Genomic DNA, 23,336 nt, shown 5'->3' with positions numbered 1-23,336 from the left:
CAAAGCCATGTATGATAGCAAGGCTTTACTAGATATTAGTACAGAATGTATAACTTGTTATAGTACACTCAGATGGCTATATGGATCTGATAATCCCATTTATATACAATGCTATAGTGGCTAACCACGTGATTATAGTAGTTTGTCAAAATAATAGATCAAAAAGGAGAAATCTACATGAGTAATGATACCGAGCAAAGAGTTAAAGCTGCCGTAGCTGAGCAACTAGGTATGAATGTTGAAGACATCAACAACGATGCTTCATTTATGGAAGACTTAGGCGCTGATTCACTGGATTTAGTTGAGTTGGTTATGTCATTTGAAAGCGATTTTGGCATCACAATTCCTGACGAAGATTCAGCAGAATTAACGACTGTTCAAAAAGCAATCGACTACGTACAAGCACAGCTATAATTAGCGACTTGCTCAATAAGTTCGATATGACCGCTTATCTTGATAGATAGGCGGTTTTTTTATGTTTATCATTTCTCTTTATTGTTATTACACTTATAACAACTGATTTAATATTAGCGTTAACATTGGCTACGCCAAATCAACATTACTCAACATACTCTTACTATTTATCGCTCATGGCTTTGCTTATACTCATAATGGTAAGCAAAAAAGGGTGATAACCGATATGCGTTATCATCGAAACAACAATGATGCATAATAATTAATAATATTTTAAGGAGCAGTTATATGGGTATGTTCAGTTTTGCAAAAGACATTGGTGATAAAATCTTTAATCGTGATGACGCCAAGCATGACGCTAAAGTAGAAACCAAAGCAGACGCTAATACACCAGTACAGAGTACTGAGCCTTCAGCGCAATCAGTAGCCAATATTTTACTTCGTCGTATTCAGCAGCAAAATCTAAATATTAGTGATTTAAAGATTAAGTATAATGGGTCAACCGATACTGCAGAAATTAGCGGTAAAGCTAAGACTCAAGCTGATCGCGAAAAAGCTATTATTGCCATCGGTAATGTACAAAACGTGGCTAAAGTCATTGATAATATCGATATTGAAGAGCAGTCACCTGAGTCGACTATGTACACTGTAAAATCTGGTGATAGCTTATCTAAAATTGCAAAAGATGTTTATGGTTCAACTGGTGATTATATGAAGATATTTGAAGCCAATAAGCCGATGTTGTCTGACCCAGACAAGATTTATCCTGGTCAAGTACTACGTATTCCTAAATAGTTATCATTTTTTAAGTCGTTATAAGTATCGAAACACTCATAGTATTTTGGATACTTAGAATATGGCTGTATAAAGACACCTCAAAATATGAGGTGTTTTTTTATGTATAAAATATAGAGTTAAAAATTAGGCTTCTAATTATTAATAAGTAAGATATCCAATTTATGACGCTGTTCAGCGATCGCCCAATCTATATGTTCGTCAAGCATAGTGTTATGTAGCCCCAGTTTTGCTTGTAATGCTTCGATGATTTCTTGATTACCAGTGGCATTGCCAAGACCGATAGCGATATTACGCAGAAAATTCACATAACCGGTGCGTCTAAGTGGGCTACCTTCGGTCTTTTTCATAAACTCTGCTTCTTGCCATTGCCACAATTCCAGCAAACTGCTGCTATCAAGGCGATGCCTTGGCGCAAAATCCTCTACGGGCGTCAGATTGGCATAACGGTTCCATGGGCAAATCAGCTGACAATCATCACAGCCAAAGATACGATTACCAATAGCGCGGCGGTATTTTTCATCGATAATACCGTCATGTTCAATCGTAAGATAAGAGATGCAAGCTGACGCATTAAGCTCATAAGGGGCGACAATGGCTTGAGTGGGACAGATATCAATACAGGCGCTGCAACTGCCGCAATGCTCTTTAACTGGCTCATCGTCAGGTAGTTCAAGGCTCATAAACAGCTCTCCGAGCACAAAGAACGAGCCGGCTTGTTTGTTTATGAGTAATGTATGCTTGCCAGTCCAGCCAAGACCCGCAGCATCAGCAATCGGTCGCTCAAAGATAGGAGCTGAGTCACTAAAAGGTCTAAAAATAAAATCTGTGTCAGCGCCAATATCTAGATGTCGCCATTCAGGAAGCATCGCCTCGATTTTTAACGCCAGCTGCTTAAGGCGACTGCGCATGGTTTTATGATAGTCGCGCCCTCTTGCATAGCGAGCAATGATACCTTGGTTAGGATAATTATTGTCAGTCACAGTACGTGGTGTTGGGGTTTGAGTGAGATAATCCATACGCACACTAATAATGGTTTTTGCGCCTTCTACCAGTTGCTCAGGGTGTGCACGCAGATGATGATTGCTGTGCATAAACTGTAATTGTGCTTCATAGCCTTTGGCCAACCACTGCTTTAACTGTTCAGTCTGCTTAACAAACAAAGGGTGATGTACCGATAAAAAGCCGCAATCTGCAAACCCTAACGATTGCGCTGTCTCTTTAATCCAGTGTTTAATATCTGCTGTAGTAGTAAAATCATGCGTATTATTGATAGCAATCTTTTTAGCAGTGACGCTAGTAGGTAATGATGGCATCTGCGTTTGAGAGTTTGTTTGAGATTTATTGCTCATATCTGACGATCAATGATAATGTGAATATGGATATGATAAGCCAGTGAGCGAAGAGCGCAAGTATCAAAGTGAATAAATCCATATAAATATAGATTTATATAGATTAAACCTAATTAATTGACCTTAAAGTCAATAGCAGCAAATACATACATCAATTTTGGTTTGTACTGATAATAAGTCAGAAGCTTAGCCAAATCTTATAAGAATAATCGAGGGTTAGTCATGCCAACGTCAAATGAATTGTCATCGAAAACTACCATGCCTATCGCTCTATATAGCAGCAAGCAGCTCTATGCGATGGAACAAGCATGGTTTGCACAAGGCAATAACAGCTTTGCTCTAATGCAACAAGCGGCTTGGCAAATGGTGAAGCATATTGAGATACTTTATGAAGAAAAATGTTTGAATGAGCAATTAGCAAAGCAGGGCATTGCCTCTCGTCCTGTTAATCGTCCGTGCCGTGTCAGTGTTTGGGTCGGAAAAGGTAATAATGGTGGCGATGGGTGGCTTGTTGCGTATTATTTACAGCAGAGAGGCTGGCAAGTACAAATCATTACGGTTGGCTTTGAGAAACAAGATTTTGTTATAAAAGATAATATAGAAAGTTTTAATGAAGATAGTAAAAATCCAATTGCTGATGCGACAAAGGCGTTACAGCTGGCACTATCTGCTGATTGTAAATATCGATGTTTTGAAAATATCGATGATAGAAGCATGAGCGCTTTGCCGGCGGATGTTTATATCGATGCGATATTTGGTATTGGATTCAATCGTGCAGCGAGCGATATTTATCAGCAAGCAATTTGCGCTTTTAACAAAGCAGCAGAGCATGCTAAAGCATTGGTCATCGCGGTTGATATCTCAAGTGGCTTGGTTGCCTCTACTGGTCAGGTATTTGAGCGTGTTGCGATAGCCGCAGATGTGACCTTATGTCTGATCGCACGTAAATTTGGTCTGCATACCAAAGCCGGGCTCGATTATAGCGGCGCCGTGATTGATATACCGCTGATACCCCATCTAGCAAATGATAACGCGCTTATTCCTATCGCCACCCTTATTAATTCGCCTTATCGATTAAAGCCACGCCGACAAAACAGCCATAAAGGCAGCTATGGGCATGTATTAATCATTGGCGGCAATCGTATTGATAACTCACAAGGCATGGGCGGAGCAGCCATATTATCGGCATCGAGCGCGATGGCGACGGGCAGTGGTAAAATAACAGTTGCCTGCCATAAGGCTTACCATGGGGCGTTATTAACCTCGCTAGCAGATGCAATGAGCATGGATTTGCATGATACCAAAGGAGTAAAACGCCTAATTAAAGAGGCCAGTGTGGTTGCTATTGGTATGGGCCTAGGGCGTGATGAAAAAGCAAAATTGCTATTTACTGAATATCTGCAGACTGCGGTAGCAGCAGGTAAGCCCGTAATCATTGATGCTGACGGTCTCTATCATTTGGCATCATTGCATCGGGAAAACCATATGCTGATAGCCGAGCTAAAAACACATAGTAAAAATTATCAAGTGTGTTTAACGCCACATAGTGGGGAAGCTGCTAGATTATTGAATAAAAAGGTAAATGAGATAGAAAATGATAGATTGGCTGCAATAACAGAGTGCGCAGCAATTTATGGCGGTGATTGGGTGTTAAAGGGAGCAGGGTCGTTAATTCTGGAGCAGCAATCAGCGCAACCGCATGTTTATGTGTGCGGTGTGGGCAATGCTGGCATGGCGACCGCTGGTATGGGTGATGTACTTACAGGTGTCATTACTGGACTATGGGCACAGGATGATTTAAAACATGAACTACGCAGTTTGCACCAAGCAGTCGTTATCCATGGATTAGCAGGCGATGTTTTAGTCAACCAGACGAGAAATAACGATGATAATTTATTATTGGTGGGGCAGCGAGGTCTGCAAGCTCAAGATATGCCAGCAGCTATCCGTCATGTGATGCATCTCATAACAGATAGCCTTTAACGATTTAATGTCACCTCAGCTAAATGTGTTTAAACACCAAATTGAAGATTAGCCACAATACTGGGTAATGGCTTGTTGAACACGTTCACGCTTAAGCTCAATCTCACGACCATCTAGATATTGACGTTTGCCATTGGCATCCATCTCATAAATACGTCCGCCCACATTTAGATTGGTTAAATTATTGCGTAACGATTGACAACGCTGGGCATTCGCTTGGGCTTCTTGCTCTTTGATGCGTGCTTCTAATTGGGCAACGCGCTGTTCTTCTGCGCTTTGCGGCGCACTTTGATAGGCTTCGGTTTTACCTGCCAGCTGTCCAGCATTGCTCTGTCTACCGTCACTACGAAACTCGATAACTTCGATATTCCTACCATTTTGCGGCGCATATTGGCTGTACTTGACTTCGCCATGTGCGCCAATAGATTTGTATACCTGAATGGCATGAGTGGCGCTCATTGGTAGTATGAACATACACGCAGTGCTGACACTGATAAGTAGTTTGGTAGCAGTGCTTATCGTAGACGCTTGTGCCATAGTAACAGCCCTCTTAATGGGTAAAAAATACAGCTATCGTTCAGTTAAGCATAAGGGTTAATAGAATCGATAACAATATAAATACATAATGGCTTGATTCTAGCAAATAATACTTATGAATGTACATTGTTTAATAACCAATAGTTGGGGATAGGGTTTAGAAGTTTTTCTTGACAATAGCTCACAAACCATCGAATATAATAGCAGTTGATTGGTCAGTGAGCGGCTTTTATGATATTGCCGTGGCACTTGAAAATAAGGACTACGGGTTGCTTATCGGTAGCTTGCTTAGCCTTATTATCTTTGTGACAATGATATAAAATAAATAGCGCTTGTAATAATGCTATTCAAATCTATATTTATTGTCTCCGGACTTATCTGTCTACAATGACTAAGATAAACTTATTATTACTGTGTCTCGTAAGATTTTGCTGTTGTAAAAATAGAGTGTCATGTGTGTTTTTAACATCTCCTCATCAAACAGGTTATAAGATTTCGTAATCATATAACATGATATAAGCTATAAAATATAAGCTTTGAGATTTGTTCTATCATTCTGTATCCGTCTATTTGTCATTAGCGCAACCTTGTATGCACTACAAATAATAAGCTTCTTTTATAGATGCACTCGCATCTTGTCACTGTATATCGATAAAACCCTGTCGCAAAGCTGACCTTAAATATATTGCTATGTTTGAGTAATATGCTGTCCTATAACACAGCGTAACTTAGACGTAGCGGGCACATATTCTTGCCACAAAAAAAGGTGACGACAGTGACGCAAACCACGCAAAGTCCGAATATGACTGGACATACCCAAACGGGTCATGCTGCCAAGAATTTCCCTGAAAAGCAGCAACGCCTTGCCGAAGGAAGCAATGAGCCTGTCATGCTATCTGGTGCTGAGATGTTGGTGCAAGCACTAACGGATGAGGGCGTCAAATACATTTTTGGTTATCCAGGCGGTGCGGTCCTTCATATCTATGACGCCTTATTTCAACAAGACAATGTTGAGCATATTCTGGTACGTCATGAACAAGCCGCAGGTCACATGGCAGATGCTTATTCACGAGTAACTGGCAACACGGGTGTGGTGCTAGCGACTTCAGGTCCTGGTGCGACCAATACAGTGACAGCTATTGCCACTGCTTTTATGGATTCTGTACCGATGGTGATCATCGCAGGTCAGGTGCCTAGTAGTCTGATCGGTGAAGATGCTTTCCAAGAAACCGATATGATTGGTGTATCACGCCCAATCGTGAAGCATAGCTTTCAAGTTCGCCATGCTAGCGAAATCCCAATGATTGTCAAAAAAGCCTTTTATATTGCCCAGTCTGGACGTCCGGGTCCTGTTGTCATCGATGTGCCAAAAGACATGACTGCGCCTAGCGAAAAATTTGCTTATGAATATCCAAAAGAGGTATTTATACGCTCATATCAGCCGTCATTAAAAGGTCATAGTGGTCAAATCAAAAAGGCGGTTGAAACCTTACTTGCGGCTAAGCGCCCGATTATTTACTCTGGTGGCGGTGTAGTTTTAGGTAATGCCTATAAAGAATTAACGGCGCTTGCTCATCGTTTAAACCTACCAGTCACCAATACCTTAATGGGTTTGGGTGCTTTCCCTGGCTCTGATGAGCAGTTCTTGGGTATGCTTGGTATGCATGGCACTTATGAAGCCAATATGACCATGCATCATTCTGACGTTATATTGGCAGTTGGGGCACGCTTTGATGATCGCGTGACCAATAACGTCAAAAAATTCTGTCCAAATGCGACGATTATTCATATTGATATTGACCCAACCTCTATCTCAAAAACGATCTTTGCTCATATTCCTATCGTTGGCGATGTGAAATCAGTGCTTACTGACATGATAGACATTATTGGCGAAGATAAAGAGTTAGACCAACCGGCGTTGTTGGATTGGTGGTCACAGATTAATGAGTGGCGCAAGCGTCATGGTTTGCGCTATGACACCAGTACCGATAATGGTATTAAGCCACAAGCGGTCGTTCAAGCTTTAGATAAAGTGACTAATAGTAATGCGATTATCACGAGTGACGTGGGTCAACATCAGATGTTTGCCGCGCTTTACTATACCTATAATGAGCCACGTCAATGGCTGAACTCAGGTGGTCTTGGTACTATGGGCGTTGGCTTGCCGTATGCGATGGCAGCCAAACTTGCTAATCCTGAGCGTGATGTGGTTTGTATTACTGGCGAAGGCTCTATTCAGATGAATATCCAAGAACTGTCTACCTGTTTGCAGTATGATTTGCCAGTTAAAATCCTAAACTTGAATAATGCACAGTTGGGTATGGTAAAACAGTGGCAAGACATGCTGTATGAAGGTCGTCACGCACATTCTTACATGAATTCTTTACCAGACTTTGTCAAGCTTGCTGAAAGCTATGGTCACGTCGGTATCAAGATTACTGATCCTGCGACCATGGAAGCACAATTGGCTGAAGCCATGGCAATAAAAGACAGGTTGGTATTTATCGATGTTTACGTCGATCGTAATGAGCATGTATATCCGATGCAAATCGCTGGGCAAACGATGCGTGATATGTGGTTAACAAAAGGGGAGCGTACCTAATGCAACAACAACATCTGATTTCGGTATTGATGGAAAACGAAGCGGGTTCGTTGTCGCGTTTAGTCGGCTTGTTCTCACAACGTGGCTACAATATCGAAACGCTAAACGTCGCCCCTACTGATGATCCAAGTATTTCACGTCTGACAGTAACGACAATCACGTCACCTGAAAAGATAGAACAAATCACCAAGCAATTGCATAAATTGATCGAAGTGGTTAAAGTGCTTAATCTCTCAGATACCGTACACGTCGAACGTGAGCTGATGCTAATAAAAGTACGTGCGACGGGCGGTGTACGTGAAGAGATCAAACGCAGTGCCGATATTTTTCGTGCACAGATCGTTGACGTCAATGCCAACTTATATACGATTCAAATCGTCGGCGATAAAGCTAAGCTCGATGGTTTTATTGATGTTATTGGTCGCGAACGTATCATGGAAGTAGTGCGTTCAGGCGTCATTGGTATTGCTCGTGGTGACAAAACGCTAAGCCTATAATCAGCGTTTATGATCTTCAAAATACAGTATTTCAAACTTATTTATTCAACATCAACATAGCGCTTATCTCACCAATCACTTCGATAAGGTGACTATAATTTAAGTGTTTATTTATCCATGGTACGCCATGATTTAGGAAAAGGACTCTGTTTATGAACGTTTATTATGATAAAGATTGTGATCTATCAATCGTACAAGGTAAAAAAGTTGCCATTATTGGTTATGGTTCACAAGGTCATGCGCACGCGCTTAACCTACAAGATTCAAACGTCGATGTGACGGTTGGTCTACGTGCTAACTCTGGCTCATGGAAGAAAGCAGAAAATGCTGGCTTAAAAGTTGCTGAAGTAGAAGAGGCGGTAAAAGCTGCTGACATCATCATGATTTTGACGCCTGATGAATTCCAAAAAGAGCTTTATAATGACGTGATTGAGCCAAACATCAAGCAGGGCGCGACACTAGCCTTTGCTCATGGTTTTGCGATTCATTACAACCAAGTCGTTCCACGTAGCGATCTTGATGTCATCATGGTGGCACCAAAAGCACCAGGTCATACCGTTCGTTCAGAATTCGCCAAAGGCGGTGGTATCCCAGATCTTATCGCTATCTATCAAGATGCGTCAGGTCAAGCCAAGCAATTAGCATTATCTTATGCTGCTGGTGTTGGTGGTGGACGTTCAGGTATTATCGAAACGACCTTTAAAGATGAAACTGAAACTGACCTATTTGGTGAGCAAGCGGTTCTTTGTGGTGGCGCAGTAGAGCTAGTAAAAATGGGCTTTGAAACCTTAACTGAAGCTGGCTATGCACCAGAAATGGCTTACTTTGAGTGCTTACATGAGCTAAAGCTTATTGTCGACTTGATGTATGAAGGCGGTATCGCTGACATGAACTACTCAATCAGTAATAACGCTGAATATGGCGAATATGTGACTGGTCCTGAAGTCATTAATGAGCAATCACGTGAAGCCATGCGTAATGCGCTAAAACGCATCCAATCTGGCGAATACGCAAAAATGTTCATCAGTGAAGGCGCAACCAACTATCCATCAATGACGGCTCGTCGTCGTAACAATGCAGAGCATCAAATCGAAATCACGGGCGCTAAGCTACGTGGTATGATGCCTTGGATCGGCGGCAATAAAATCATCGATAAAGACAAAAACTAATTTGCTATTGATGAATTAGTAAAGAAATCAGTCTAAAGAAGCCCATGTTATCAGTGATAGCATGGGCTTCTTATTTTTAGTAGGCGGTGTTTTATAAAATATTTTTATCATCGCCAGTCTGTGTTGGTTGAAAATCTGACTTCGCTGCCTAATATAGGCAAGCATTATCATATCTATTAACGGCTTAGTCGGTTAAATAGGTATCTCTATTTTTATCCTTGTTATTTTTATTCTTGCAATATAAATGCCAAGGATTCTTTTATTCTATAGATTATAGGTTGTCTGTTGTGCAAATATCTTATCCTGATTGGCTAACACCGCAATTCATATACGTTACTCTGAGCGCTGTCGTTGCCGTTTTGATTTGGATCGAAGGGGAGATGCTCAAAAAAACTGGTGGCAAACTACCTAACTCTAAGTTCTTTCAAATCAGCTCAATTCTAGATACCTCATGGTTTTTCATCTCAGTAGTGATGTTATATACGATTGATTTGACACCACTAGCCGTTGCTGTACCAGCGGCTTACGGTCTTTATACGACCTTTGGCTGGATCTATGGCGCACGTTTATTGAAGCGTAAAGGCATTCCTGACTCTCCGAAAGACTTGGTCATACCTGCTAAATATATCGCTTATAGTCAGTCATTTTCGCTGATATTTTTTGCGCTATGTTTATTGGTATTGAGCTCACCGTGGTTGCCGATTGCTGTATAGTTTTTTTCAATATAGTAGCAAATATAATTCTTATCATTGTTATTTGTCGAAAGCGATATCTAAGTCCTTTGTAAATCTCGAAAGGTAAGTGGTAAAAAAGCATTCTATATCAACATATTAAGTCTCAAGTAGTTAATAGTAATAGTTATTTAAAATTGACTTGAATAGGTTACAAAAATCATCAATTTAAGCTGTTGCGCTTAAAAAAAGCTGTTATAATCAGCTTGTACTCAAAGGATTTCGGGTAAAAATATTAAGATCTCTATTAGAGGTTTCAATGATTTTACCCACGCATTCTGCAAGAAAAACTTAGGTATATATCAATTAATCGGTGATGACACACGTCTCGCCAACAGTTAAAGAGTTAGGAAAATTTATGTCAGATAAAGTTGAAGGCACTGTAAAGTGGTTTAATGAAGCTAAAGGTTTTGGTTTTATCGCGCAAGACAACGGCGGACAAGACGTATTCGCTCACTACAGCGCTATCCAAGGCGGTGGTTTCAAAACTCTAGCCGAAGGCCAAAAAGTGTCTTTCATCTTAGGTGATGGCAAGAAAGGCCCACAAGCTGAGCAAATCGAAGCTATCTAATCTCATTTGACATTGAGTAAGCTGTTCTTCAGCGCGCTTAATGACAGTAAGATTATCAATATGCATTGATGCCTTTGTTTGTTAAAACAATAAAAATACTGTTTAGACTTTAAAAAAGAGCAACCTCTGATCAGGTTGCTTTTTTTATGATCTTTTTTTGATTCAATTCTTATAATAACGAGATGGTATTGGTTTATATTAACAGTTATAAACGACTTAGATAGCTTGTAGAAATCAGAAAAGAATAAGAATAATGATAAGAAAATGGTGTGACTAGGCGCTTATAAACTGTTTATTGTAGAATGGTGACAAATTTATGACGCATTATTCACGGCGTTGTCTTGACCTTAAGGCTGAGCTCACGCAAGATACATAGGTCTGATAATAACGGTTGGCTTAGCTTTGGCAGATTTTATAGATAGAGAGTGTGATGCCAGTATATTGTTTATGGTCTGATATTTTTTATTACATTATAGATGCTGACGCAGCAATCAACCTTGAGTACTATTTCGAACGACGATTTTAAAAAAATGAACCTTTGGTTCTTAACTGGTAATTTTAATTCATAACATTAATAAACGAGGAACGTATGAAAGCATTAGTAGCGGTCAAGCGTGTCATTGATTACAACGTAAAAGTTCGTGTAAAAGCTGATAATTCTGGCGTAGATTTATCTAACACTAAAATGTCAATCAACCCTTTTGATGAAATTGCAGTAGAAGAAGCGGTTCGTCTTAAAGAAGCGGGTGTGATTGATGAAATCATCGTTGCCTCAATTGGTCCAAAAGAGTCACAAGAGCAGATTCGTGCCGCTTTAGCACTGGGTGCTGATCGTGGTATCTTGGTAGTAACTGATGCAAAACCTTATCCTCTACAAATCGCTAAAATCCTGAAAAATATCGCTGAATCTGAAGCTACCGATATCATTCTACTAGGTAAACAAGCGATTGATGATGATAATAACCAAACGGGTCAAATGCTAGCGGCATTGATGGGTATCGGTCAGGGTACATTTGCATCAGAAGTAAAGGTTGAAGGCGATAAAGTTAATGTAACGCGTGAAATCGATGGTGGTTTGCAAACGGTTGCGCTTGATTTGCCAGCGGTTATTACCACTGATTTACGTTTGAATGAGCCACGTTATGCAAAATTGCCTAACATCATGAAAGCGAAGAAAAAGCAGCTTGATGAAAAAACACCTGCTGATTTTGGTGTTGATATGGCATCTAAGCAAGAAATCATTAAAGTTGTACCACCTGCTGAGCGTAAAGCTGGTATCAAAGTGGGTTCAGTTGATGAGTTGGTCGATAAGCTAAGAAACGAAGCAAAAGTCATTTAATACTTTGCTAGTGCCTATCTACTGCAAAGCCATGACGTCCTAAATAAGTTTTATTGAACTTGGACATAATAGGGCTTTGTGTACCAACAACCTCATGAATAGATGATACGAATAAATAAAGGACAAAAACAATGGCAATTTTGGTATATGCAGAACACGACAATGCCAGTCTAAAAAAGGCAACTTTGAATACGATCGCTGCTGCTCAGCAAATTGGCGGTGATATTCATGTATTGATCGCTGGTAGTGGTGCGCAAGCAGCAGCTGACGAAGCAGCAAAAGCAGCAGGCGTTAGCAAAGTATTGCTAGCCGACAACGCAGCTTATGAGCATCAATTGGCAGGTAACTTAGCGCTATTGGTCGCTGATATTGCTGGTGAGTACAGTCATATTCTTGCACCTGCTACAACAACTGGTAAAAACTTCCTACCACGCGTTGCCGCATTACTTGATGTCAGCATGTTATCAGAAATCTCTGCTGTGGTAGATGCACAAACGTTTGAGCGTCCTATCTATGCTGGTAACGCGACTGCAACGGTTAAGACGACAGAAGATAAAGTGGTATTAACCGTACGTACCACTGCTTTTGATCCAGTAGCAAGTGAAGGTGGTTCAGCCGCTGTTGAAACTCTTGACAATGTACAAGAGCTTGGCAAATCAAGCTTTGTTAATGAAGAGATGGCTAAGTCTGACCGTCCAGAATTGACGTCAGCCAGCATCGTGGTTTCTGGTGGTCGTGCCCTAGCAAATGGTGAAAACTTCACTAAATATATCGAGCCATTGGCTGATAAACTTGGCGCTGCTGTTGGTGCATCACGTGCCGCTGTCGACGCAGGCTATGTACCAAACGATATGCAGGTTGGTCAAACGGGTAAAATCGTTGCACCAGACTTATATATCGCAGCTGGTATTTCAGGCGCTATTCAGCATTTAGCGGGTATGAAAGATTCTAAAGTCATCGTTGCTATCAACAATGACCCAGAATCACCTATCGCTAGCGTTGCCGATTACTTCTTAGAAGCTGATTTATTTGCAGCTTTACCTGAACTGACCAGTAAAATCTAAGTACTTGTTAGTGAAAGTTGAATACAAAAAACCCGCTGTCATTGATTGCGGGTTTTTTTATATTCAACTTAAAAATCGTCTTGCTGATTCAGTTAAATGATATTAGCTATAACTTCTTTGACGCAAGGTCTCATACAAACATAGCGAGCCTGCAATCGCAACATTGAGGCTTTCTTGCCCATTGGGCTGTGGTAGAGCGATAGGGGTTGCGCACTGCATCAGCTCGTCACAAACCCCTTGACCTTCATGTCCCATAATCCAAGCGATTGGTTTTTTTAAATCATGCTGATAGATGACGGTATCAGTGTGCGAGCTGGTGGCAAATAGAGGGGTTTGCACATGGTCTAAAACTTCTTGTACACTTAATCCCTCATATATATTTAGGGCAAACTGGGCACCCATTCCTGCCCGTAATGTTTTTGGTGACCAAGCTTGCGCAGTAGCGCTGGTGCAAAGTATGTTTTTGATTCCAACAGCTGCTGCGGTACGCAGTAATGTGCCGACATTACCACTATCTTGAACGTCATTGAGAATCAAGCAGTCATCATGAATCATAGATAGGCTAGGGGTTGGCATCTTAATCACTGCCATAATATCAATCCCAGTACCTAAGCTACGAATACTTTCATAAAGCGCATCCGACAAGGTTAAGATAGGCGTATAAGTGGGCAAGCGAGTGAGAACTTGCTGCACCTCAGGATGGTGGTGTGCAGACTCTGCTAGCAATATTTGCACAAATGGATAATCACTACGAAGGGCAGCATCAATAAGATGAATACCTTCAATGACAGTTTGTCCATGTTTGTTACGTTGGCGAGCTTGCGTCAATAACGCCTTTACTAGCTTGACCGTTGTATTCTTATCTGAGGTAATAAGCTCGGTGGGGTTTGCTACCATAATAGATCGCTTAGAGAAAAAGTATAAAATATAGACAGCGCCTATAAAATGATGAGTGATATGGCTTTATAGGTGCTGTCAAAATGTTCTTGATTAGCTTACTTATCACTGTAGTTTAAATGCAACTCTTTAATATAGTCGACTTCATTTTTACTGCCAAGCACTACAGGCACGCGTTGATGAATGTCAATCGGCTCTATATCTAAAATGCGATTGACTGCATCCGTTGCCCCGCCGCTAGCACGTTCAATTAATAAACTCATGGGATTGGCTTCATACATGAGACGTAATTTGCCTGCTTTATTGGCGTATTTGGTATCAAAGGGATATGTGAATAAACCACCGCGGCATAGAATGCGATGAACATCACCAACCATAGCGGCAACCCAGCGCGTATTAAAATCGCGACCACGTACGCCTGTCTCGCCAGCGATAAGCTCATCGATATATTGCTGCATTGGCGCGCGCCAATAACGGTAGTTTGAGGCATTGATAGCATATTCGCTAGTATCGGCATCGATGGTGACATTTTCTTCTATCAATACATAGTCATTGGTATCTGGATCTAGGCTAAACATGACTACATTATCTGTGATGGTCAGCGTGAGAACGGTAGACGTGCCATATAGTAAGTAACCGGCTGCTAGCTGCTGATTACCCGCTTGTAAAAAGTCGCTATTTTCACTAACTTGACCTTGACGCTGGTACGGTAAAATCGAGAATATGGTGCCGACAGCCATATTGATGTCGATATTAGACGAGCCATCGAGTGGGTCAAACAAGACCAATAAACTGCCATCAACATTGGCAGGAGTAGCGTCATCAAGCTCTTCTGAAGCAACACCAGCACAATGGCTGTTTTGTGCCAATGCATCTAATAATAAATCGTTGGCCAATACATCTAACTTCTTCTGGTCTTCACCTTGCACGTTTTGATTACCCGCTTCACCAAGGATGTCTGCTAAAGCGCCTTTTCTTAAGAGCTGTGAGATGGTCTTGCCGACGTCAGTAACGGTAGTGATAACGTCATTGAGGGCAGGAGTGGTGGCATTAGTGTTCAAGTACTGTGCTAAGGTTGTCATAGTGTTTCCTAATGAATAATTCTGATAAAGAGTGGTATAAGCTAAGTAAGGAATGCGTGTTTAAGAATTGATTACGTTATATTGATATGAGAGATATTGTTAAATACTGACTAAGGCGTCTTTGTCCTGACCTGAAAATCAGCTACACTAACACTATTATTATTCAATTATGGTTTAAGAGGCTGTCTTTTGATACGGTTGCCAAATGATGTGCTGCTATTCTCTAAAATGAGAGCCGCATCTATTTTAGTATTGTCTATATCACTGCGGTAAATTGTAGCAAATAAGCAGCAAAATGTCCTTGTCTGTATGCATGTCTGCCGTATTATCGAGTCAAAACCGTTAAAAAAACGAATGATAACTTATTATAAAATCATACAAACCCTTAATGAAGACGTGTCCTTATGTCAAATTCTATCGATAGCCAATCACTACCTACCGTCTCGCCGACAGACTACGCAAGATTTGATCCTGATACGATTCATGAAAAACTTGATGCGTCATTGAGTCGTCCGCAGCTCAATACTGATGGTAGTATTCGTCATTTTTTAGGTATCGAAGGTCTTGATAAAGCCCAGCTGCAGGCGATTATCGCTAAAGCTGAGTCATTTTTTGATGATAAGGGACAGCTGATTAACCGTCCTGAGCTTGAAGGCTATACGGTGATGAATCTGTTTTTTGAGCCATCGACGCGCACGCGTACCACGTTTGAAGTAGCAGAAAAACGTTTAGGTGCTAATGTATTAAATATCGATATCGAACGCTCTAGTACCAAGAAGGGAGAGAGCTTACGCGATACGTTATGGAATCTGCAAGCGATGACGGCAGATATCTTTGTGGTACGTCATTCAGCATCAGGTGCGGCACATTTTATGGCGACTGAAGTGACGCCAGATATTGCCATTATCAATGGTGGTGATGGCTGGCATGCGCATCCAACGCAAGGCATGCTTGATATGCTGACTATTCACCGTGAGGCGCCGCGTCCTTTTGAAGAGCTGTCGGTTGCAATCGTTGGCGATATCAAACACTCGCGAGTAGCACGCTCTGACATCAGTGCGCTACAAACATTGGGTGTAAAAGACATTCGCGTCTGCGCACCTCGTACGTTATTACCAAAAGGGATTGAGCGTTTTGGTGTGCAAGTATATGAGAATATGAATGAATGCGTGACGGACTGTGATGTCATTATGGGCTTGAGAATTCAAAATGAGCGTATTGGCTCTCCACTATTGGCATCATCGAGTGAATACTATAAGCACTATGGTATTACTCCTGAGCGCGTGGCACTGGCTAAGCCTGATGCTCTAGTTATGCACCCAGGACCGATGAACCGCGGTGTTGAGATTGCCTCAAGCGTTGCCGATGGTGCGCAATCTGTAATTTTAAAACAGGTTAATAACGGCATTGCTATTCGTATGGCGGTACTGTCGCTTGCGATGGAAGGTCAGCGCGCGCATCAAGCGACTGGTCATTAATATTTAGCTCGCCTGTTTTATTCTTATTTATTCCATTTTATTGATACGGTAATAACGCTCATGGTTCACATTACGAATTCAGATGTTCATATGCACGACTTACTTCCAAAAGTATTTAAAGAATCACTGTCACAAATCGCCACTGCTCAGTTAGCAAAGCTGACGAGCGAGCGCGAGACATGGATATTACCACCGCTGGTGGATTTGTGCGCCCGCTTACGTGAGCCGGGTCAACAGCAGCATGGCACGTTAGAGTCAGAAGGGCGTGCAGCACGTGGTAATGGTTTTTTGCATGTGGTGATTCCCCCTGATACCAATCCTATTTTAGAGAACGGTTCATTGTTAAAAGGCTTACGTGAGCGTGCGCTCGATGATGGCGGCATCTATTTGCATATTTTGGGCGCGTTGACTGCTGGCTTAGAAGGTGAACGTCCGTCTAATATTGCAGGACTTAAAAAAGGCGGCTGTATTGCCGTCTCCAATGCTCGCAGACCCTTTCAAAACGACTTAGTGCTCTTACGTACACTTGAGTATGCGGCGACGTTTGGCATGAAGGTATTCTTTTATCCTGATGAGCCTAGTCTATCTGGTGATGGCGTTGCACATGAAGGCTATATCGCTTCTTATCATGGTCTGCAGGGTATTCCTTGGATTGCAGAAACCGTCGCTTTATCAACGCAGTTACTTATGGTGGAAGAAACGGGCATAGCTGCTCACTTTAGCCAATTATCTTGTAAGTCGTCAATTGAGCTGATGCGCTGGGCGAAAGATAAAGGTTTACCAGTTACTTGTGACGTGGCAATGCATCAGTTGTATTTAACCGATGATAATCTGGAAGGCTTTAATGCTCAAGCATATGTATTACCCCCTTTGCGTAGTAATACTGATCAGCAAGCGATTCGCCGTGGTCTAAAAGATGGCACAATTGATGCAATTTGTAGTCATCATGAGCCATTAAACAGTACCGCGAAGAAAGCTCCATTTGCTGAAAGTACGCCCGGTATCTCAAATTTTGATACCTTTATGGCGCTGGCGTGCCAGTTAGTAAAAGATGAGGTGTTAACACTTGAGCAGCTAGTTGATAAAATCTGTCTAAACCCTGCAAAAATTGCGGGTATTAGCGAGCAATATGAGACTATCGGTGGCGCAGTACTGGTTGATCCCAATCTTGAATGGCAGGTGACTAGCGAATCCATGTTATCAAACGGCAAAAATACGCCATTCTTTAACCAAACACTGCAAGGGCGCGTTGTGGAGACTTTCTTTGGCTAATTTGCCTAGGCAGGATGATAGTCTAGAGTCTTCGTCAGAGGGCAATTCATCAAAAGATAACCATCCGTCTTCAGACCCACGACACAATGAGCCTCGCACGACGTCAAGCGAATCTATCAAAGCAGTAGCAATCTATGAAGTCGTAAAGGGTATTGGCGCACTACTAGGTGCATTGGCTTTATCGTCGTGGCATACCGACCTTGAGCATTGGCTCATTACGGCGACGGCTTCTTGGCAACAAGTATTTGGTCAGTTATTAGCGCCACAAGTTGACAGTGCGGTGCGTATTGCACAGATGGCAAGCAAAAACTGGTCGGTATTCTTATTATTGATTTTTGCTTATGCCAGTTTGCGTTTTGTCGAGGCATATGGCTTATGGCAAGATAAAACATGGGCTTACTGGTTTGGGGTACTGGGTTATGGAATATTTATTCCTATTGAACTCTACTATTTGATTGTGAGTCCGTTTGATTGGTTCAAACTTACCATATTGGTGTCGAATATTATTATTGTGATTGTGGTTTATCGTAATATGAAACGAAAGGGTTTAATCTAATCAGGTTTCCTTAGGCTCAAATGATAATTTAGAAAGCCAGCTTAAGATATTTATCTTAAACTGGCTTTTTTATAAATAACGTAATCTAAGATTTATATGTTGGCTGTTTTTTCATCAGTACGAATGCTTTTGGCGACCTTGCCTACACTTAACCCTTGTATCAGTATAGAGAATATAACCACTGCATAAGTTAGGGCCAATAGTATATCGCGTTCAGATCCTGTTGGGAGTTGTAATACTAAAGCAACTGAAATACCACCTCGTAGTCCACCCCATGTTAGCACCTTCCAAGCCCCTGCTGGCAAGTCAAGCTGTCGATGAAAGGTTTTGGTGGTCATGCCGACTACAATAAATCGAGCAAGTAAGGCAATCACAATCGTTAAAGCGCCAGCGATAAATAAATTGGCTGAATAAGCAATCATCACCACTTCAAGACCGATTAATACAAATAAAATTGCGTTCAAAATCTCATCGATCAATTCCCAAAACAAATCCACATAATGGCGCGTTTTATCACTCATCGCTAGTGCTCGTCCGCGATTACCAAGCATCAGCCCCATCATTACCATTGCTAGTGGTCCCGATAAATGCCAATGACTGGCCAGCGCATATCCGCCTATGACACCGGCAAGGGTCAGTAGAACCTCTTCTTGATAGCTATCGATGCTTTTGAGCATGTAATATAAAATCGCGCCAAGTACTAAGCCAAAAATAATACCGCCACCAGCCTCGACTGCCAAGGTGTGCACCACATAATTGGCGGTTGGGATATCACCGCTCGATAAAATACCGAGCAGCAGTACAAAGATGACGACGCCGATACCATCGTTAAATAGCGATTCGCCCGCGATGACCGTCTCTATGCTTTTTGGGGCGCCAGCAGAGGCTAAAATACCCATCACTGCAATAGGGTCGGTTGGAGATATCAAAGCGCCAAACAGTAAGCACCATAAAAAAGACAGCTCGAAACCAAACAGCGGCAACATTAGATATAGAGCACCTGCAATCAGCAGCGCTGATACTAAGGTACCTATGAAAGCTAGAATACCAATAGGCAGCTTATAACGTTTTAGATCACCAATATTGACGTGCAAAGCGGCAGCAAATAAAAGCATAGAAAGCATGCCATCAAGTAAGACTTCAGTGAAATCAAGCTGGCCTAATAAACTGACTTCATAATCAATAAGCTGATCAAACCCTAAAAACCCTAAAAATATCGCCCCGATCGACAATAATATCGAGATAACCATTACACCGATAGTTGTGGGTAGGCCAATAAATCGATGGTTAACGTAAGTTAATAGGGCAGTGATAGATAAAAATATCGCGCTAATTTCGAGTATGGTCAGGCTGCTCGTAGGGTCCATAAAAAAGTCTCAAGTGGGTAATAAAAGGTGTCAACTATGCTCTGACTTGTTTCGATTGGGCTTGTAGTGCCTGACGAATATGGGCATCAAAATCACTGACATAATGGAAATAGTGATGCTGGGCGTTTTCACTCATAATAAATTTCTCTGCTTGTTGGCACATTGCGGTCAAATCATCAGCGAGTTGATGGTAATTTAAATTATCCGCGCCGGCACGCTCAATCAATTTTATCTCATGTATGAGCGTTTGCTGCTGCGCCTCATTAACCCTAGCATAATTCAAGTCAATCATTGCCTGACATAGCGCCTTTAATACCATCAAATCTGCTGCCGCATAACGCCGTATCTCACCAAGTGAGCTATCAATAAAATCTGATATTTTAGGGATACGGGTAACAACGGCAAGGATGGCTGACGGCTGATGGCTGATAGTATCTGATGTATCTGTCTCATCTAACGGTTTATAAAAATGATACGGCGTCGGCGGCTGACAGCGCATCATAATGCTCAGACAACTGGTCAGCGATTGAACACAGTTAACCGCTGTTTTTGGGTCATTGATACCTGGTGACAATGCGCGTACGGCAATTTCAGTCATTTGCCCTAAGCTATAAGCAATATCATTAGATTGCGTCAAGCGCTGTTCAAGACGTATACAACCAGCAAAACGTTGCCAAAATAGCCCATCAGGCGAACGTGGCACAAGCGCCAAATGCGGCGTTTTTGTTTTTTGTAGGTTAGTTGGATGGTCTGCCGGACGCTGATAAAAATAGCCAATCACATTTTTATCGGTGACAAAGTGACCGAGACTGCTATTTATTTCTACCACGCCGCCATAATCTTGCGATAGGGTAATGAGCGATTCAAAATAAATCTGCTGCAAATAGCCCGAGTACGGTGGATAAATAGGCGTCGCAGACCAGTGATGAAATTGTTCGATATCATGATGCTCGATATTACGTTGGTGCTCGATATCGCAGCGGTCACTGTACCAATAATGAATGTTTTTAATTGCCTCATTGCTGGCACCTTCAATCACATGCGATGCCTGAATGGCATGTACCATATGCTGTACAAAATAGACCAGTAGAAGGGCACAAATAATCGCCATAATAATGGCAAAGGTCACCGACAATTGCGGCACACCAAAACCAACATCGTATTTATGAATGGCTTTTAACACCAGCAAGCTATAGCTAAATGTACCGATGAACGCGCCCAAAACGAACTGATTGGGCGTATCAGTCAAAAAGTTACGGAGTAATCGGGGTCCAAATTGTGAAGATGCCATTGATAATACTGCAATGGTAATCGAGAAAGTCGTGCCTGCCACGCCAAGTACCGCACCAGCAATAGTGGTCATAATAGCGCGCGCGGCGTCATCATCGCCAGTGAAGGCAAAGGTAATCTCTCTGACCATGTCGCGATCAAAATGCTCATCGATCGTTACAAGGATAGGAGCGAGCAAGATGCCTACCAGCACACAGGCAGTCGGTATAAACCAGTAAGAGCCAATCAGCTGTTGCCACAAATTCGTTAGGCGATCGGGTAAATTGGTAAGCGTTTTTAGCGACCATAACTGAAAAAACTGCCGCAGTCTTTTGAGACTTGACGTTGATAGACGGTTGAATAAGTTGTCTTCAGCATGTTTAGTCAACGTGAGGAGCTCCAAAAATGATCGTAGTATTTCTTTTATTACCAGCAGTTCTATAGAATCAGACTGCTGACAACAAAAGCTCTTAAAAACAAATTACCTGATTCACTGCAAATAATCCATTAAAAACAGGATAAAAAATAAGCTCCATTTGGAACTTGTTTTTTATAGAGAGGTCTTGTTATTTAAACACTCAAATCGATCTTGGGTTATCGGCTTCAGTAATAATATCGCGTTTAGCATTAGAAAAATTAGCGTTTATTTGATTTTTATCGTCAATGCTGTCTTGTGGAATAAGAATTTCACGATTGTGCTCGTCACGCTCTATGTCGCTATCCTTATCATAAGCGACTGGTTCAAACTTCGGCATGTCATCCTTACTATCTAGAGGCTCTTGTAATAAATGACTGGAGGTAGCTGCGCTAGATTTCCTAAAAAACTCATTTTTCTCTTTTTGAAGCTTTTCGTTTTTATGGTTAGTGGATTTGTCATCAGAGGTTTTCTTACGTGGTTCACTATGGGCAAAAATAGCACCGAGCGGCACATTCAATTGTGCTTTGGCATAGGCTTCGGTATTTTCAAAGCGATTAACCAATAAGCTAAGCCAAGGTTTTTGGTCTTCTAGGCTCATCTCATCAAGTTCATCTTTGATAGGCAATGGATAAGGCAGGGTACGATAAAAATCCCACAAGGTCATTTTGCTCAAATCTCTTTTGAGTACATAGTGCTCATCTTCTGTCATGGTAATCAAGTTGCTGTCTTGCAGATAATTGATATAGGTATACCATTTTGGCAGCTCTTTACGTCCGAGGACATTGCGTAGCGCTTGTTCGCTCACCGCTTCGCCTTTTAAGTGATGGGTATAAACAAGATTTAACATATCAAGCAAGCTTAAAAATGGATGGCGCGGATAAACCTCTTTCGTCTCAAATATCGTTAGGGTATAGCTGATCTCAACCCCTAATAAAATCAAATTCCATGACAGATATATCCATAATAAGAAAATCGGCAACGCAGCAAATGCGCCATAGATCGCTTCATAACTGGTAAAGTTCGCCATCACTGTACCAAATAGATGTTTCATCAGCTCAAAGACAATCGCTACAAAAATACCTGCAATCGCAGCATTTTTTGCTGGTACTCGCGCTTTTGGAATAAACCAATACATACTGATAAAACCAGCGATCGTAACTGCAATCGATACTATCTGTACCCAAAACGACCAATCAATACCATAGCCGCCAATTTGTCTATTTAACAAACTCAGGCTTTGGACAGCACTTGAGGCGATGAATGCCGTACCCAATACTAAGGGTCCCAACGTGACGATGGTCCAATAGCGCAACATACTTCTCATGCCGCCAGAACGATCTTCTACGCGCCATATTTGGTTGAAAGCGCGCTCAATGGTGGTCAAAGTCATGATGGTAGTAAAAAGTAAGAACATCGCCCCAATGATGGTGAGGTTTGATGATTTTTCAGCAAAGTTATTGATATATTTACTGACTTGCAAGCTCGATTGTGGCAGCAAGTTGCTATAAATGACTTCATAAATCTGCGCCCTAACTGAAGCAAGTGCTGGCACTGAAGACAAAATCATCAGCAGTACGGTTAATATGGGCACAATCGACAACAAAGTCGTATAGGTTAATGATGCAGCTTTTTGCTGACAGTTATCCTCAAAAAAGTGCCGCGTCAAAAAACGTAGGAACTGAAACCAACGTTGGTGTAAAAAAGGTATTTTTTTTAATAGATTTTCCATAACGACCATCTAACAAGGATAATAGAGTGCGGATAGTGTAACAAACATGCTCTGTCTGAATCTGCGCGTTAATTGTGTCAATATGCATTAGATTGTATTGAGTAGTTAAGTAAAGTACTGCAAATAATTTGCTTGGCTGCTAGGTTAAGTGTGCTGCCAAGTAGCAGGGTTTGTTTGCATGTCAGTGAATGACTCGGGCATAATGGGCATATAT

Annotated in this window: 20 protein-coding genes; 13 read left to right on the top strand and 7 right to left on the bottom strand. The window is 41.6% G+C overall.

Annotated elements, in window-relative coordinates; translation table 11 throughout:
- Positions 1-177 precede the first annotated feature (177 nt).
- Positions 178-414 carry an acyl carrier protein gene (gene acpP / locus JMX89_RS05985; protein WP_011279816.1) on the top strand — a complete coding sequence of 79 codons (237 nt, stop codon included), beginning with the start codon at positions 178-180 and terminating at the stop codon, positions 412-414.
- A 288-nt stretch (positions 415-702) separates the two neighbouring features.
- Positions 703-1,209, top strand: coding sequence for a peptidoglycan-binding protein LysM (gene lysM, locus JMX89_RS05980; protein WP_011512872.1), 507 nt, complete (start codon positions 703-705; stop codon positions 1,207-1,209).
- A 134-nt stretch (positions 1,210-1,343) separates the two neighbouring features.
- On the opposite strand, the gene queG is transcribed toward lysM, so the two are convergent.
- The gene (gene queG / locus JMX89_RS05975) at positions 1,344-2,561 is read right to left on the bottom strand and encodes a tRNA epoxyqueuosine(34) reductase QueG (RefSeq protein ID WP_201530690.1); all 1,218 of its coding nucleotides are present in this window, start codon (positions 2,559-2,561) and stop codon (positions 1,344-1,346) included.
- A gap of 222 nt (positions 2,562-2,783) precedes the next feature.
- Here queG and JMX89_RS05970 point away from each other — a divergent pair, with 222 nt between their 5' ends.
- The gene (locus tag JMX89_RS05970) at positions 2,784-4,544 is read left to right on the top strand and encodes an NAD(P)H-hydrate dehydratase (protein ID WP_201530689.1); all 1,761 of its coding nucleotides are present in this window, start codon (positions 2,784-2,786) and stop codon (positions 4,542-4,544) included.
- A 48-nt stretch (positions 4,545-4,592) separates the two neighbouring features.
- On the opposite strand, the gene JMX89_RS05965 is transcribed toward JMX89_RS05970, so the two are convergent.
- A complete protein-coding gene (locus JMX89_RS05965; protein WP_201530688.1) occupies positions 4,593-5,081 on the bottom strand; it encodes a DUF4124 domain-containing protein in 489 nt (162 codons plus the stop codon).
- An 889-nt stretch (positions 5,082-5,970) separates the two neighbouring features.
- On the opposite strand from JMX89_RS05965, the gene JMX89_RS05960 reads away from it, so the two are divergent.
- From JMX89_RS05960 to JMX89_RS05930, 7 genes are all read left to right on the top strand, one after another.
- Entirely contained in the window at positions 5,971-7,683 is a 1,713-nt protein-coding gene (locus JMX89_RS05960; protein ID WP_011512876.1) for an acetolactate synthase 3 large subunit, read from the top strand.
- Positions 7,683-8,180, top strand: a complete 498-nt coding sequence (ilvN, locus tag JMX89_RS05955; protein WP_011512877.1) for an acetolactate synthase small subunit — start codon at positions 7,683-7,685, stop codon at positions 8,178-8,180. Before JMX89_RS05960 ends, ilvN begins: the two co-directional genes overlap by 1 nt.
- Before the next feature lie 152 nt (positions 8,181-8,332).
- Positions 8,333-9,349, top strand: a complete 1,017-nt coding sequence (gene ilvC / locus JMX89_RS05950; RefSeq protein ID WP_201530687.1) for a ketol-acid reductoisomerase — start codon at positions 8,333-8,335, stop codon at positions 9,347-9,349.
- A gap of 287 nt (positions 9,350-9,636) precedes the next feature.
- A complete protein-coding gene (locus JMX89_RS05945; protein ID WP_201530686.1) occupies positions 9,637-10,062 on the top strand; it encodes a hypothetical protein in 426 nt (141 codons plus the stop codon).
- 376 nt (positions 10,063-10,438) lie between these two features.
- Entirely contained in the window at positions 10,439-10,651 is a 213-nt protein-coding gene (locus JMX89_RS05940) for a cold-shock protein (protein WP_010196799.1), read from the top strand.
- A 589-nt stretch (positions 10,652-11,240) separates the two neighbouring features.
- Complete coding sequence (locus JMX89_RS05935) at positions 11,241-11,990, top strand: electron transfer flavoprotein subunit beta/FixA family protein (RefSeq protein WP_011512880.1); 750 nt, start codon at positions 11,241-11,243, stop codon at positions 11,988-11,990.
- A gap of 131 nt (positions 11,991-12,121) precedes the next feature.
- Complete coding sequence (locus JMX89_RS05930) at positions 12,122-13,054, top strand: electron transfer flavoprotein subunit alpha/FixB family protein (protein WP_011512881.1); 933 nt, start codon at positions 12,122-12,124, stop codon at positions 13,052-13,054.
- 102 nt (positions 13,055-13,156) lie between these two features.
- Here the strand turns inward: JMX89_RS05930 and JMX89_RS05925 are convergent, their stop codons facing one another.
- Together JMX89_RS05925 and JMX89_RS05920 are read right to left on the bottom strand one after the other, a co-directional pair.
- Positions 13,157-13,951: a TrmH family RNA methyltransferase gene (locus JMX89_RS05925; RefSeq protein WP_149409893.1), complete on the bottom strand. Its 795-nt coding sequence runs from the start codon at positions 13,949-13,951 to the stop codon at positions 13,157-13,159.
- Between the two features lie 98 nt (positions 13,952-14,049).
- Positions 14,050-15,033: a class 1 fructose-bisphosphatase gene (locus JMX89_RS05920; RefSeq protein WP_201530685.1), complete on the bottom strand. Its 984-nt coding sequence runs from the start codon at positions 15,031-15,033 to the stop codon at positions 14,050-14,052.
- Between the two features lie 404 nt (positions 15,034-15,437).
- On the opposite strand from JMX89_RS05920, the gene JMX89_RS05915 reads away from it, so the two are divergent.
- From JMX89_RS05915 to JMX89_RS05905, 3 genes are all read left to right on the top strand, one after another.
- Positions 15,438-16,511, top strand: a complete 1,074-nt coding sequence (locus tag JMX89_RS05915; RefSeq protein ID WP_201530684.1) for an aspartate carbamoyltransferase catalytic subunit — start codon at positions 15,438-15,440, stop codon at positions 16,509-16,511.
- A 90-nt stretch (positions 16,512-16,601) separates the two neighbouring features.
- The gene (locus tag JMX89_RS05910; protein WP_201530683.1) at positions 16,602-17,783 is read left to right on the top strand and encodes a dihydroorotase; all 1,182 of its coding nucleotides are present in this window, start codon (positions 16,602-16,604) and stop codon (positions 17,781-17,783) included.
- Positions 17,776-18,339: a DUF2127 domain-containing protein gene (locus JMX89_RS05905; protein ID WP_201530682.1), complete on the top strand. Its 564-nt coding sequence runs from the start codon at positions 17,776-17,778 to the stop codon at positions 18,337-18,339. The genes JMX89_RS05910 and JMX89_RS05905 overlap by 8 nt, the downstream gene beginning before the upstream one ends.
- Positions 18,340-18,431: 92 nt before the next feature.
- On the opposite strand, the gene JMX89_RS05900 is transcribed toward JMX89_RS05905, so the two are convergent.
- The 3 genes from JMX89_RS05900 to JMX89_RS05890 all read right to left on the bottom strand — a co-directional run bounded on the left by JMX89_RS05900 (position 18,432) and on the right by JMX89_RS05890 (position 23,122).
- Entirely contained in the window at positions 18,432-19,706 is a 1,275-nt protein-coding gene (locus JMX89_RS05900) for a cation:proton antiporter (protein ID WP_201530681.1), read from the bottom strand.
- 34 nt (positions 19,707-19,740) lie between these two features.
- On the bottom strand, positions 19,741-21,363 hold the full coding sequence (locus JMX89_RS05895) for a DUF2254 domain-containing protein (RefSeq protein ID WP_227673026.1): 1,623 nt from the start codon (positions 21,361-21,363) through the stop codon (positions 19,741-19,743).
- Positions 21,364-21,553: 190 nt separating this feature from the next.
- Entirely contained in the window at positions 21,554-23,122 is a 1,569-nt protein-coding gene (locus JMX89_RS05890) for a YihY family inner membrane protein (protein WP_201530679.1), read from the bottom strand.
- Positions 23,123-23,336: the final 214 nt, after the last annotated feature.

Origin of the sequence: Psychrobacter sp. DD43, from assembly GCF_904846555.1 — a bacterium.
Classification (GTDB): domain Bacteria; phylum Pseudomonadota; class Gammaproteobacteria; order Pseudomonadales; family Moraxellaceae; genus Psychrobacter; species Psychrobacter cryohalolentis.
This window is presented reverse-complemented; position numbering and strand designations above follow the sequence as displayed.